At 56.3% G+C, this 13,904-nt stretch carries 13 protein-coding genes; 6 read left to right on the forward strand and 7 right to left on the reverse strand.

The genetic code is table 11. From position 1 onward, the window contains the following. Positions 1-255 precede the first annotated feature (255 nt). A complete protein-coding gene (locus tag HNQ59_RS16405) occupies positions 256-1,092 on the forward strand; it encodes a transporter substrate-binding domain-containing protein (RefSeq protein ID WP_184041477.1) in 837 nt (278 codons plus the stop codon). On the opposite strand, the gene HNQ59_RS16410 is transcribed toward HNQ59_RS16405, so the two are convergent. The 5 genes from HNQ59_RS16410 to glnA all read right to left on the reverse strand — a co-directional run bounded on the left by HNQ59_RS16410 (position 1,074) and on the right by glnA (position 6,596). After that, positions 1,074-1,613, reverse strand: a complete 540-nt coding sequence (locus HNQ59_RS16410) for a hypothetical protein (RefSeq protein ID WP_184041478.1) — start codon at positions 1,611-1,613, stop codon at positions 1,074-1,076. The genes HNQ59_RS16405 and HNQ59_RS16410 overlap by 19 nt on opposite strands. Before the next feature lie 175 nt (positions 1,614-1,788). Beyond that, positions 1,789-3,186: a nitrogen regulation protein NR(I) gene (gene ntrC, locus HNQ59_RS16415; RefSeq protein ID WP_184041479.1), complete on the reverse strand. Its 1,398-nt coding sequence runs from the start codon at positions 3,184-3,186 to the stop codon at positions 1,789-1,791. Then, positions 3,183-4,247, reverse strand: a complete 1,065-nt coding sequence (gene glnL / locus HNQ59_RS16420) for a nitrogen regulation protein NR(II) (RefSeq protein WP_184041507.1) — start codon at positions 4,245-4,247, stop codon at positions 3,183-3,185. The genes ntrC and glnL overlap by 4 nt, the downstream gene beginning before the upstream one ends. A gap of 247 nt (positions 4,248-4,494) precedes the next feature. Further along, the gene (locus tag HNQ59_RS16425) at positions 4,495-4,977 is read right to left on the reverse strand and encodes a DUF4124 domain-containing protein (RefSeq protein WP_184041480.1); all 483 of its coding nucleotides are present in this window, start codon (positions 4,975-4,977) and stop codon (positions 4,495-4,497) included. A gap of 209 nt (positions 4,978-5,186) precedes the next feature. After that, positions 5,187-6,596, reverse strand: coding sequence for a glutamate--ammonia ligase (gene glnA / locus HNQ59_RS16430; RefSeq protein WP_184041481.1), 1,410 nt, complete (start codon positions 6,594-6,596; stop codon positions 5,187-5,189). Between the two features lie 312 nt (positions 6,597-6,908). On the opposite strand from glnA, the gene HNQ59_RS16435 reads away from it, so the two are divergent. From HNQ59_RS16435 to mtgA, 4 genes are all read left to right on the forward strand, one after another. Further along, positions 6,909-7,361, forward strand: a complete 453-nt coding sequence (locus tag HNQ59_RS16435) for a rhodanese-like domain-containing protein (RefSeq protein ID WP_184041482.1) — start codon at positions 6,909-6,911, stop codon at positions 7,359-7,361. Between the two features lie 6 nt (positions 7,362-7,367). Next, entirely contained in the window at positions 7,368-7,712 is a 345-nt protein-coding gene (locus HNQ59_RS16440; protein ID WP_184041483.1) for a DUF4124 domain-containing protein, read from the forward strand. A 266-nt stretch (positions 7,713-7,978) separates the two neighbouring features. Beyond that, complete coding sequence (gene aroE / locus HNQ59_RS16445; protein WP_184041508.1) at positions 7,979-8,800, forward strand: shikimate dehydrogenase; 822 nt, start codon at positions 7,979-7,981, stop codon at positions 8,798-8,800. After that, positions 8,797-9,483, forward strand: a complete 687-nt coding sequence (gene mtgA / locus HNQ59_RS16450; protein ID WP_184041484.1) for a monofunctional biosynthetic peptidoglycan transglycosylase — start codon at positions 8,797-8,799, stop codon at positions 9,481-9,483. The genes aroE and mtgA overlap by 4 nt, the downstream gene beginning before the upstream one ends. Here mtgA and HNQ59_RS16455 read toward each other — a convergent pair. Continuing rightward, a complete protein-coding gene (locus HNQ59_RS16455) occupies positions 9,471-9,983 on the reverse strand; it encodes a GNAT family N-acetyltransferase (protein ID WP_184041509.1) in 513 nt (170 codons plus the stop codon). The genes mtgA and HNQ59_RS16455 overlap by 13 nt on opposite strands. 121 nt (positions 9,984-10,104) lie before the next feature. Here HNQ59_RS16455 and HNQ59_RS16460 point away from each other — a divergent pair, with 121 nt between their 5' ends. Beyond that, entirely contained in the window at positions 10,105-11,109 is a 1,005-nt protein-coding gene (locus HNQ59_RS16460) for an MBL fold metallo-hydrolase (protein ID WP_184041485.1), read from the forward strand. Between the two features lie 79 nt (positions 11,110-11,188). On the opposite strand, the gene polA is transcribed toward HNQ59_RS16460, so the two are convergent. Next, on the reverse strand, positions 11,189-13,903 hold the full coding sequence (gene polA / locus HNQ59_RS16465) for a DNA polymerase I (RefSeq protein ID WP_184041486.1): 2,715 nt from the start codon (positions 13,901-13,903) through the stop codon (positions 11,189-11,191). Position 13,904: the final 1 nt, after the last annotated feature.

Below are 13,904 nucleotides of genomic sequence, written 5' to 3' on the forward strand. Positions count from 1 at the left end.
GTGGCGGGTTGCCTGGGCTGAAGGCGAGAGGAGGGTATCTGGCAACCGTTCCCGCCATGACTAACACTTTGCTGATTACATGTTATGCTCAACAGAGAGGCTGTCGAATTGCCCTTGAGAATCTGGCTGCTCCCTATTGGAAGCGTAGCAGCCAGTGCTGGTTTACATGGATTCATGGCCCTGCGCTGTAGCCGCCAGCCACGGGAACCGAGCAAGATGCGGCGCGGGCTACGACGCGATGTCAACAGAATCTGGGTGAGCTTGGAATTGACTCGTGAACTGAGCGTGCTGACTGTTATCCGTATTGGCTTGCTATTGGCGAGTCTTTGGCTTCCATCCTTACATGCCGCACCTGAAAAGCTGCCTGCTGGCCTGGAGATCGGCATTTGTGATGATCAGGCTGAATGGCCCCCATTCATCTATTTTGAACGGGCCTCTGGCAAAAAAGGCAAACAGATTGTGGGGTATTCGGTTGACGTGATCAGCCGCATCCTGAATGAAGCGAAAATATCCTATTCCGTGCAATTGCTTCCATGGTCAAGATGTGTGGCCGAGTTGAAGCTGGGCAAGCGTTTTCAGCTGACATTGAATGTATCTCATAACCCCGAGCGGGCCAGGGACTTCCTGTTCAGTCGCCCCTATTATCGGCTGCACAGCTACTATTTCTATTCCAAGCATACTTTTCCCGATGGGCTGGCACTGGCATCGGCACAGGCGTTGAAACGGTATCGGCTGTGTGGGGTGGCCGGCTTCAATTATGTGCCTTATGGGCTGACGCCTGATGATCTGGATACCAGCGCGCGCAGTTTGCTGCAGCTGCCGCCGAAATTACACCGTGATCGTTGTGATGTGTTCGTTGAAAAGCTGGAAGTGATGGCTGGCTATACCAGCCTCGGGCAAGACATATTGGCTGATTTCAGCCTTGGCTATGCGCCCCTGCCAGGCATCGAGCCTAGCCCTTTCCATATGATGGTGTCTCGGCAATGGCCTTACGCAAGCGCCTTGATCGAGCTGCTTGATGCAGGTATCAACCAGCTCGAATCCAAAGGAGAATTGACGCGTTTCAAGCAGCGTTACCGTTTGTCGCAATGAGGGTCGCTGCTGCCGCAAGTGACCGTGCCAATGGAAGGCCGGATCTGTTTTTGTTTTTCTTCTTCCTGCCGGGCTTGGTCGATTTTCCGTTGTAGCTCCTGAATGGCTTCGTCGGCGCGGCGACGATCTTGCTCTTTCATATGTTCGTCCATACGCTGACGTTGCATGTCCGCCATCTCTGCTTCAAACCGCTCACGGGTTTTCTGATATTCGTAGGTGTATTGATTGCGTGCGCTTTCCCTGCGTGCATCAGCCATGGATTGTTCAGCGGCGGTTCTCAGTTGCGCGGCTTGGCTTGCGGACATTTCGCTACGCTTGCGCTCGTTCTCCAGGCTGTTGACTTCCACTTCTGCAACTTGCAGAGCGGCTTGTTGACGGGCCTCCTCAGCTTCACGCTGTGCTTGTTCTGCCTGCTGGGCCAGCGCTTGACGACGCGCCTCAGAACGCTCTTTCTGAATCCAGAGGCCACTCATCAGGGCAATGGCAATTACACCAGCACCCACCATGACTTTGGTACTCATTGTGTTTCAGCCTCAACTAAGGTGTATGGAAAAATGGATTCTAGCATGCGCTTGTATAAATGGAATGGTGTGGTGATGCATTTATAGTGGTATGAATTATATGGATAAATGAATAACGCTACTGTGTGATGAAATGAATTTGTCGTGGCCAGCCCCAGCATGCTGTAGAGAGGCGTCATTGACGCGAATCGAGATCCAATTCCTGGATCTTACGGGTCAGTGTATTTCTTCCTAGGCCGAGCAATCCCGCCGCTTCAATGCGGCGGCCACCGGTGTGTGACAGGGCCGTCAGAATCAATGTCTTCTCGAACTGCCGGGTCAGATCGTCGATGATGCCGCTTTCGCCACGGCTCAGGCGCTGTTTGGCTTCGTTTTCCAGCGCGGCAACCCAGTTGGTGTGGCCGCTGCTTGTGTCTGCCTGATTTTCACGAATCTCGGGGGGGAGGTCGGCAATCTCGACATGTTGTCCCGGAGCCATGACAGTGAGCCAATGGCAGACATTTTCCAATTGTCGTACATTGCCGGGAAACTCGCATGTGGCCAGGAATGTCATGGCACTGTCCGATAGACGTTTGGGCTCCACGCCAAGCTCCCGTGCGCTCTTTTGCAGAAAGTGGCGGGCCAGGATTGGAATGTCTTGCTGTCGCTCACGGAGTGGCGGTAAGCGCAATCGGATGACATTCAAACGATGGAACAGATCCTCGCGGAAAGCACCTTCTTTGACGCGTTGCTCCAGATGTTGATGTGTCGCGGCGATCACCCGGACGTTGGCCTTGATTGGGGTATGGCCACCCACCCGATAGTAGAAGCCATCTGACAGAACACGCAGCAAGCGGGTTTGCAAATCCGGTGGCATGTCTCCGATTTCATCCAGAAACAGCGTGCCGCCTTCGGCTTGCTCAAAGCGGCCACGCCGCTGTGCTTGGGCGCCGGTAAAGGCGCCGCGCTCATGGCCGAACAGCTCGCTTTCTAGCAGATCCTTGGGTATGGCGGCAGTGTTGATGGCGATGAATGGGCTGGCTGCCCGTGGGCTGTGGCGGTGTAGGGCGCGGGCCACCAGTTCTTTGCCCGAGCCCGATTCTCCGGTGATCAGAACCGTTGCTGCAGATTGGCTCAGGCGGCCAATCGCCCGGAACACCTCTTGCATGGCTGGGGCTTGTCCGAGTATCTCTGGCGTGCCTTGTATATCTTCAGCGGTGGCGCCTTTCCGCATACTTTCATCTATGGCTCGCCTGATCAGCTCGATGGCATGATCGATATCGAAGGGTTTGGGCAGATATTCAAAAGCACCGCCTTGAAAGGCCGCGACCGCGCTGTCCAGATCAGAATGCGCTGTCATGATGATCACCGGCAGATCCGGCAGCCGCTCCTTGAGCTTTTGCAGCAAGTCCAAGCCTGATTCGCCGGGCATGCGGATGTCGCTGACCACGACTTGTGGCAGCTCCTGCTCAAGTGCAGTCAGCGCCTCTTGTGCGCTGGAATAGCTGCGGAAGTCGATACTTTCCCGACCCAGTGCTTTTTCAAATACCCAGCGGATGGAGCGGTCATCATCGATAATCCAGACGGGTTTCATGTCTTGTCCTTCGATTCGGCGCCAATCGGCAGCAGAATGGTGAAGTTGGTATGGCCAGGGCGGCTTTCGAAATCGATGGTGCCCTGGTGCTGCTGGATGAAATTCTGTGCCAGTGTCAGGCCCAGCCCGGTGCCATCAGGGCGGCCAGATACGAGCGGGTAGAACACATTGTCTTGCAGATGTGGAGGAATGCCAGGCCCGTTGTCGATGATCTGCAGGCATAAGGCCAAACGGTAGCGCTTGCGCGCCAGCGTCACCTGTCTGGACACCCTGGTCCGCATGATGATTTCACCCCGGCCATGCATGGCCTGCACTGCATTCCGGGCAATGTTCAACACGATCTGGATCAGCTGCTCCTTATCGCCAATGATGGCTGGCAGGCTGATGTCGTAGTCCCGCTTGATGGACAGGCCATGTTGCACCTCGGCAAGCAACAAGCTTCGTACCCGCTCCAGCACCTCGTGGATATTGACCTCGGTTACCTGGGGGATGCGATGGGGGGTCAGCAAGCGATCTATCAGCGATTGCAGGCGCTCCGATTCTTGAATGATCACCTGGGTGTATTCAGTCAGCTCCTTGCGGTCAAGCTCGTGTTCCAACAACTGCGCTGCGCCACGTATCCCCCCCAATGGGTTCTTGATTTCATGGGCCAGGTTTCGGATCAATTCTTTGTTCGCTTGTTGTTGAACCAGGATGCGTTCTTCATTGGCGATTTTCAGCTGTTGATCAATAGGGCGGATCTCCAGCAAGCAGGCCGCATGTGGTGATTCGATGGGCGTGACATTGCAGTCCACCCGCACATCGTGACCTGTTGCGGTGCCGAGTTTGAGATCGTGCTCAGCAATGCTCACATTTTTACTGATTGCGCTATCGACGACCTCTTGCAAACCAACACCCATCTTGGGTAGTGCGGCCTGCAGGTTTTGCCCCTGGATGCTCCGCAAAGGAAAGTCCAGTAAGGTTTCCGCTGCTGGGTTGGCGTAGCAGATGGCCTGCCGGTGATCAAGCGCAATCACCGCTGTATCGAGCAGATCCAGCCCTGAGAAAGCATTGAAAGACATGGTGCGCATGGTAGCCAATGATTCTCACCAATTAAGCAAATAATGGGCCAATTTTATTGGCCGATTGGTTTTATATCTTAAAACAATATTTTATAAGTATTTTGATGGCTTTCGATGCGTGGGTGGTCGCATCGTTTGCCCCAAGATGGAGCAGGGCGATTGAAAGACCGTCGCCATGCACTATATTAGTGCATGGTGGGTATGGGTGGGCAAGTCTGACGTGAGCAGGGAATCGGGCAGCCCCTACTCAGCGGATGTTCGACAACTCGCGGCGGATGGCATTGATGTTGGACTCGTGGTTGGATACCGCTTCGCGAGCCTTGCCCATCTTTTCCAGGCGGCGGGTGGCATCTTCACCAGGTTTGGCCACTTGCAGTTCATCGAGGTTTTTTCTGGCATCAGCCAGGAGTTTCTCTTCACCACGCAGCTCGTCTTCCAAAATGCCACGTCTGGTGGTGTCACGTTTGCGTTGGGTATCGCCATCGACGCGCGGGAAGTCAGAGGGGCCGACATTGATCGGCGCGGCTGATCCGTTGGACTTACCACCACGCACGCGTGGGCCGCTGATCTGGTTATAGATGCCTAGATCAAGTTTCTTTGCGCCTTTGATGGGCGTATTCGAGTAGGTCACCTGCCCATTTTCGTCCACGTATTTGTAGATTTCGGCTTGGACAGCAGCGGTGATTGCGCCAAACATCAACAAGGCCATCGTGTACGGGTAGCGTTTCATGTGGGCAGAGACTCGGGGAAAACAGGGGTTGAGACAGTTTGAGTTTACGGACATTCCTACTCGGGCGACAAGTGGTCGTGCGCAGGGCGTGGAATTCTATGTGTTCCTGGGCGAGTAATGCAAATGGAATATCTGCGCCGTGGCTGGTGTGGAACAAAGAAAAAGGAGCGGCGAGCCGCTCCTTTTCATGCCGCTTTTCGCTGATCGCCTTAGGACGAATAGTACATCGCGAATTCGACAGGATGGGTGGTCATGCGGAACTTCTGCACTTCCTCCATCTTCAACTCGATGTAGGAGTCGATCCAGTCGTCGCTGAATACGCCGCCGCGTGTCAGGAACTCGCGATCCTTGTCCAACGCTTCCAGCGCCATTTCCAGGCTGTGGCAGACTTTGGGAATCAGCTTGTCTTCTTCTGGTGGCAGGTCGTACAGGTTCTTGTCCATGGCATCGCCAGGGTGGATTTTGTTCTGTACTCCGTCCAGACCTGCCATCATCAGTGCGGCGAAGCACAGATATGGGTTGGCCAGCGGATCAGGGAAGCGGGCCTCGATGCGGCGTGCCTTGTCGGAAGCCACATACGGGATACGGATCGACGCTGAACGGTTCTTGGCGGAGTAAGCCAGCATGACTGGCGCTTCATAGCCAGGTACCAAGCGCTTGTACGAGTTGGTGCCAGGGTTGGTGATCGCGTTCAATGCCTGAGCGTGCTTGATGATACCGCCGATGTAATACAGTGCGAATTCAGACAGACCAGCATAGCCATTGCCTGCGAACAGGTTCTTGCCGTCTTTCCAGATCGACTGGTGAACGTGCATGCCAGAACCATTGTCACCAACGATCGGCTTGGGCATGAAAGTTGCGGTCTTGCCATAGGCATGGGCAACGTTGTGTACCACGTATTTCAGGACTTGCGTCCAGTCTGCACGTTGAACCAGGGTCGAGAACTTGGTGCCGATTTCGTTCTGGCCGGCAGTTGCCACTTCATGGTGGTGAACTTCAACCGGTACGCCCATTTCTTCCAGCGCATTGCACATGGCGGCGCGGATGTCGTGATGTGAATCGACTGGAGGGACGGGGAAGTAACCACCCTTCACGCCAGGACGGTGACCAGTGTTGCCGCCATCGTAATCTTCGGAGGAAGACCAGGCTGCCTCTTCGGACTTGATTTTGACATGGCAGCCGCTCATATCAGAGCCCCAGGTCACGCCATCAAAAATGAAGAACTCGGGCTCTGGGCCGAAATAGGCGGTGTCACCCAGGCCGGATGCCTTCAGGTACGCTTCAGCACGCTTGGCGATGGAGCGAGGGCAGCGGTCATAGCCTTTGCCATCGACGGGGTCGATCACGTCACATGTCAGAATCAGGGTTGGCTCGTCAAAGAACGGGTCAATGTTGGCGGTGCCAGCATCGGGCATCAACAGCATATCTGAAGCCTGAATGCCCTTCCAACCGGCAATCGACGAACCATCGAAGGCGTGGCCGCGTTCGAACCACTCTTCGCTTACCACGCTGGCAGGCACGGATACGTGCTGTTCCTTGCCACGGGTGTCGGTGAAGCGCAGGTCAACGTATTTCACTTCGTTGTCCTGAATCATTTTCAATACGTCGGCGACCGCCATGTTGTTCTCCTGACGAGTAGGTGGTGTACAGTTGTCTCAAAGCGCAGATTGTGCTGCTGGCCCGGCGGGACAGCGCCCGCAATATTGTGCAGGGTGCAGCGTTTGCGCGACACGGCTAGGTAAAGCATGAACTATGCCATGCTCAAAAATGAGCCAAGTTATTGTGCCATAACGGAGCATACCGTTGCCATTGCATTTGCTTGCACATATTTGGTGCATTGGGTGATGGACTGCACCGAATTGGTGCGTTTTTCCAGGTTGGCATGCACTCAGCTGATTTGTAATAATCAGCTCTTCAATACAGGAGGCACCATGAGCAAGACCAACGATATCCTGCTGGCCGCCAAAGCCCGCGCTGAACAAAGCAGCCTCCCTTATTCCGGCGCACTGACGCCAGATGAGGCCTATGAATTATTGCAGACGGTGCCGGGCGCCAAGTTGGTGGATGTACGTTCAAGTGCCGAGTGGAATTTTGTTGGCACGGTGCCGGGGGCGGTGAATATTGAATGGAAGCGTTTTCCTGGCATGATCGACAACCCGGATTTCCTGTCGCAACTCAAGCAACAGGTCAGTGCTGAGTCGCTGATCATGTTTTTGTGCAGAACCGGTGGCCGTTCTGATCAAGCTGCGCGCTTGGCGGCAGCCAATGGGTTCACCGACTGCTTCAATGTGTTGGAGGGTTTTGAAGGTGATAAAGATGGTGAGCAGCACCGAGGAACCGTCAGTGGCTGGAAGGCCCGCAAGCTCCCCTGGATTCAGAGCTGATCGGCCATGCTACGTTGGCTCTTGATTCTGGCTGTGTTGGCGGGTGGCGCGTATTGGCTGAATGTCGGTCAGATCCGCGAGCGTATTGCTCCTCAGGTGGCCCATCTGACGGGCGCACCGCCTGCATCCGCACCGCATAAGACTGCGGAAGTGGTGCGTTGGCGTGACAAAAATGGTACGTGGACTTATGGTGATGCCGCTGCCGCCCCCAAAGGTGCCAAGGTCGAGCGAGTCTCGCTGAGGCCACTCACCACCGTGCCGGCACATCAGATCGGGGAGCAGGCGGCTCAACCCGCTCCGACTCAGCCGCCCAGGTCTGCGCTGGATCGCAATCGGCAGGAAGCGCCTTAGTTCCATTGACATGGCTGGGTGGCCGACTCGGCCATTGGCGCCATCACCGGCGCCACGCACGTCAGCCACCATGCAGGGCTGTCAGTGACGCCCTGTCAGCTGATTGGCTGGGCGCGGCACCGATCAAAGCAGATCAAACAAGCAAGCCCTGATCAGGGCCGCTGCCTTTTCGATGTTTTCTTCAGCACATCACCGTTGGTGGATGTAAATCATCCAGGTAATCTGGCATGATCCTGATCCCGAATCCATCCAATCCGGCTCATATCATGTCTGATCGCTACGTTGTCATTGGCAATCCGGTTGCTCATAGTAAATCACCATTCATCCATGCGGCTTTCGCTGCACAATGTCAGCAAGATATCGTGTACGAGCGTTTGCAGGCACCGGTGGATGGGTTTGAACGTGCGGTTTCCGATCTGATCGCGAAAGGCGCAAGTGGGGCCAATGTCACCGTGCCATTCAAGCAAGAGGCTTGGCGGTTATCGACACGGTTGAGCGAGCGGGCCAAAGCGGCAGAGGCGGTCAACACGCTCAGTTTCCAACGAGGTGAAATCATCGGTGACAACACGGATGGGGTGGGGCTGACGAGGGATATCGCTGACAACCTGGCTGTGCCCGTGCAGGGGAGGCGGGTGCTGTTGCTGGGTGCGGGGGGCGCGGTGCGGGGGGTGTTGCTGCCGCTGTTGGCGCTGGCGCCAGCCCAATTGGTGATCGCCAACCGCACGGTCGAAAAAGCACATGTACTGGCTCAACAGTTTTCGAGCTTCGGTGATGTTCATGCCGCTGCCTATGCCGAATTGGCCGGTGAGACATTCGACATGGTGATCAACGGCACCTCGGCCAGCTTGAGCGATGACCTGCCCCCGCTGCCGCAAGGGGTATTCGCAGTGGGCAGCTTGGCGTATGACATGATGTACGGTAAAGCATTGACGCCCTTTCTGCAATTTGCACAGGCGCAGGGTGCTGCACAGCTGGCGGATGGTCTGGGGATGTTGGTCGAGCAGGCGGCTGAGGCATTTCAGATCTGGCGAGGCGTCCGTCCTGACACCGCACCCGTATTGCAGACATTGCGGGAGCAGTTGGCATGAGGTTGGTTGGGCGTGTCTTGTTGTTTCTGCTGATTGTGATGTTGGGTTATCAGCTGTGGCTGTTTGGACATGTCTGGTGGTGGGTGGAACACAACCCCTCTGCTTCTGCTTTCATGGAGGAGCAGCGCGCCCGTTTGCTGGAGGAAGACCCAGAGGCTGAGTTGCATTATAAATGGGTGGCATATGATCAGATTTCCCCGCATTTGAAGCGCGCCTTGGTTGCCAGCGAAGATGCCAAGTTTCTGGAGCATGAAGGGTTTGATTGGGAAGGCATCCAGACAGCCTGGGAAAAGAACCTGAAAAAGGGGCGGATCGTGGCGGGTGGCTCGACCATCAGCCAACAGTTGGCCAAGAACTTGTTCCTGTCATCCAAGAAGACGCCATGGCGTAAGGCGGAAGAAGCCGCTATCACGCTGATGCTGGAGCAGATGATGACCAAACGCCGGATCTTCGAGATCTATCTGAATGTGATCGAGTGGGGCAATGGTGTATTCGGCGCAGAGGCGGCTGCACAGCACTATTACAAGACCTCCGCCGCCAGGCTGGGTGCTGGGCAGGCAGCCAAGCTGGCCGCCATGGTGCCCAACCCACGTTACTATGACAAGAATCGTGGGGACCGTAAGCTATTGCGCAAGGCCTCGATCATTCAACGCCGCATGTGGGCAGCGGATTACCCAGCTTGAGTGGCGGCAGGCAGCTTCTTTTCAAAGAACATCGCCTGCCCCATGGCCGGATCGAGCGTATAGGCCTGATAACCCACCTTTTCATACAGCTGGCGGGCCAGTTGATTACCAGACAATACTTCCAAGGTCAGCTTGCAGCAGTCCCGTTCATGGGCGATGTGCTCTGCCGCAAGCAATAGCTGCTTGGCAATGCCTTGCCCGCGAAAGTCTTGATGCACCACAATGTCGTGGATATTCAACACCGGGCGGGCCGAGAAGGTCGAGAACCCTTCAATCAGGTTGATCAGGCCAGCTGGGTGGCCATCCACATAAGCCAGCAATGCAACGAAATCCAACCGATCCTGCAGCCGCTCGATCAGATGGGCCTTGGCGTAAGGCGAAAGGCCAGTGCCGCCCCCCATCGGGTGGTGGGCATAGTGATCCAGCAAGGTCAGAAAGTCGCGGGCATGGGCCAGATTGTCGAAATCAACTCGCACGATGATCGGTGTGGCGAATGGCATATGGTCGGTTGGCTTGGTCGGTGAAAGAGCGCCAGTGTGCAAGAAGCCTGGTGCCTTGTCGAATGATTCCATTGGCTTGGTGTGATCATTCAATACCAAGTCATTCAACAAGAGGTGCGTTTTGTCAATTCGCTTTCAGATTCTCGGGCGCCCGGAGACCGATAATGCGCTGCTGGTGCAGGTCGATGGCGGGCAGGGTACGGATCGATTGCTGTTCGATTGCGGTGATCGGTGCATGGATGAGCTGTCATATGGCGAGATCCAGGCCATTGATCATCTGTTTTTCTCGCATTTCCATATGGATCACGTCAGCGGCTTTGATAACTTCTTCCGTTGTGTATTCAACCGTACCAACAAGCCCAATCGCATCTGGGGGCCGCCTGGGGCTGCCGCGATCCTGCAGCATCGCTTTCAGGGGTTTCTGTGGAATTGGGTGGATCATATGTCCAGCCAATGGCGGGTCACCGAGATCCATCCCGACCTGCTGCGACATTGGCGCTATGAAACCAGCGAGGCGTATGCCACGGCCCACGCGGAGCCGGCAACCGCCTATGATGTGGCTTGCTGGGATGGTGGGCACTATGTGGTGGAAGCGATGGCGATGGATCATCGTGTGCCCAGCATGGCCTACGTGGTACGCGAAAAGCCGCGTTACAACGTTGACCCTGCCAACATGGCGGCATTGGGGTTGACCCCAGGTAGCTGGTTGAAAGCGGTCAAAGAGGGCATGCAGCAAGGCGAGCTGGAAATCAACGGCCAGCGCCATGATCTGGCTGTCTTGAGGCAGCAATTGCTAACAGCCGTGCCGGGCGAGTCGATTGCCTATCTGACGGACTTTCTACTGGACGAACAGGCAATCGCGCGTCTGGTGCCGTTTCTGAGCGATGTGCGCTGGATGGTGTGTGAGAGCCAGTATCGACATGTCGATGCCGAACTGGCCCACCGAAATTTCCACATGACAACCACCTGGACGGCAAAATTGGCTGCAGCCGCACAGGTGGACGAGCTGGTGCTGTTTCACATCTCCAATCGCTATCCCAAGACCGAGTGGCCAGCCATGTTGGCTGAGGCGCGGGCGATTTTCCCGCGCACGCGGTTTCCTGAGCATTGGGATATCCCTGGTTGACCCAGTCAACAGCAACAGCCGCGAACGTGATCGACCCGCTCTTGGGTAGCGGTCGATCATCGTTGTCGATCAATGATGATTAATGCGCCTCTTCCCAGCTTTGGCCAATGCCTGCATCGGCCACCAGTGGCACTTTCAGCTCGGCCACACCGGCCATCAGCTCGGGTAGCCGCATCCTGACTTGATCCAGCTCTGCATCGGGCACTTCCAGAACCAATTCATCGTGTACCTGCATGATGATGCGGGTGGCCAGTTGATCGCGTTCAATCCAATCCTGAACGGAGATCATTGCCAGCTTGATCAGATCAGCGGCAGTGCCTTGCATCGGTGCATTGATGGCGGCACGCTCAGCGCCTTGGCGGCGCATGGCTTGGCTGGAGTGGATCTCGGGCAGCCACAATCTGCGCCCGAACACGGTCTCGACATAGCCTTGCTGCTTGGCGGTCTCGCGGGTGCGGTCCATATAGGCCTTCACGCCAGGGTAGCGTGCAAAATAGCGGTCGATGTACATCTGCGCGGCGCTGCGTTCGATTTCAAGCTGGGCAGCCAAGCCAAAAGCGGACATGCCATAGATCAGCCCGAAGTTGATGGCTTTGGCGTAACGGCGTTGCTCGCTGGTGACCTCGATCGGGGTCAGGCCGAACACCTCGGCGGCGGTGGCGCGGTGAATGTCTTCGCCACGCGCGAAGGCGGCCAGCAGATTGTCATCGCCAGACAGGTGCGCCATGATGCGCAGCTCGATCTGCGAATAGTCTGCCGAGATGAGATGGTGGCCGGGGGCGGCGATGAAGGCTTCGCGAATCCGGCGGCCTTCTGCCGTGCGGACAGGAATGTTCTGCAGATTGGGGTCATTGCTGGCCAGGCGGCCAGTGACAGCGACAGCCTGCGCATAGTTGGTGTGGACGCGCCCGGTGCGGCTGTTCACCATCAGCGGCAGTTTGTCGGTGTAGGTGGATTTCAACTTGGACAGGCTGCGATGCTGCAGAATCAGCTTAGGCAGCGGGTAGTCTTCCGCCAATTTCTCCAATACATCTTCGTCTGTAGAGGGCGCGCCTTTCGGTGTCTTCTTGACCACCGGCAATTGCAGTTTTTCAAACAGGATCTCACCGATCTGCTTGGGCGAGCCTAGATTGAACGGCTGGCCCGCCGCCTCATGGGCCTTGGCCTCCAGCGCCAGGATCGCCTGCCCCAGCTCATGGCTTTGTTGCTGCAGTTTCTGCACATCGATCAATACGCCCTGGCGCTCGATCTTGAACAGCACCTCGCGCACCGGCATCTCGACCTGTTCATAGATGTGGCGTAACTTGTCATCCAGCTGCGGGTACAGCGCCTGGTGCAGTTGCAAGGTGATGTCAGCGTCTTCGGCGCTATAGCGGGTGGCCGTGTCGAGATCGACTTCATCGAAGCCGATCTGTTTGGCACCCTTGCCACAGATCTCTTCAAAGGTGATGGTCTTGACACCTAGGTGGCGGGCCGCCAGATCATCCATATTGTGCGTTTTGTGGCTTTCCAGCACATAAGATTGCAGCAGGGTGTCGTGGGCTACGCCGCGCAAGCTGATGCCATGGTTGGCCAGCACATGTTGGTCATATTTCAGGTTCTGCCCGAGTTTTTTGTAGTGAGCGTCTTCCAGCCAAGGGCGGAGTGCATCGAGCACGAGGGATAGACCGAGCTGCGGTACCACACCCGGGCTGCGATGCGCGACAGGAATATAGGCACCCTCATGGGGGCTGACGGACAGGCTGATGCCGACAATCTGCGCCTGCATTGGGTCCAGGCTGTTGGTTTCGGTATCGATACAGGTCAGCTCGGCAGCGCGGATCTTGTCCAACCAACTGTTGAGCTGTGCTTCGGTCAGCACCGTTTCGTAGTGGCGCACGGCCTCGGGTGCATCGAATGCAAAACCGCTTTGCTCGGGTTGCGCGGTGGGTGCAGCCTGCACGGTTGCGGCTGATTTCAGCTCGCGCAGCCAGGTTTTGAACTCATAGCGGGTAAACAGGTCGATCAGCGTTGCATCGTCACGCGGGCGCCAGGTCAGGTCTGCAGGCCCGACTGGCAAGGCGACATCGCATTTGATGGTGACCAGTTTGCGACCCATGGGCAGCCACTCCAAGGTGTCTCGCAGGTTTTGGCCCACCACGCCGCCGATCTTGTCGGCATGGGCGATGATGTTGTCGAGGGATTGGTACTCCGCCAGCCATTTGACCGCTGTCTTGGGGCCGACCTTGGGTACACCCGGTACGTTATCGACGGTGTCACCGATCAGGGTCAGATAATCGATGATGCGCTCGGGCGGGACGCCGAATTTCTGCAGGACGCCATCGATGTCCAGCGTTTCGTCGGTCATGGTGTTGACCAGCGTCACATGTTCGTTGACCAGCTGGGCCATATCCTTGTCACCCGTCGAAACGAGCGTTTTGATGCCAGCCTGCCAGGCTTGTTGGGCCAGGGTGCCGATCACATCATCCGCCTCGACACCATCGATCATCAATAGGTTGAAACCCAGTGCCTGTACCGCAGCATGCACAGGCTCGATCTGGCAGCGCAGATCGTCGGGCATGGGGGGGCGGTTGGCCTTGTATTCGGGGTACCAGTCGTCGCGAAAGGTCTTCCCTTTTGCGTCGAAAACGCAGGCGCTATAATCGGCTTGTACCTCCCGCTGCAGCCTGCGCAGCATATTGACCACCCCATACAAGGCATTGGTGGGCTCACCGGCAGAATTGCGTAGATTTTGTATGGCATGGAATGCCCGATACAAATACGATGAGCCGTCTATCAGCAGTAGCGTTTTCATA

The sequence above is a fragment of the Chitinivorax tropicus genome, from assembly GCF_014202905.1.
Classification (GTDB): Bacteria; Pseudomonadota; Gammaproteobacteria; order Burkholderiales; family SCOH01; genus Chitinivorax; species Chitinivorax tropicus.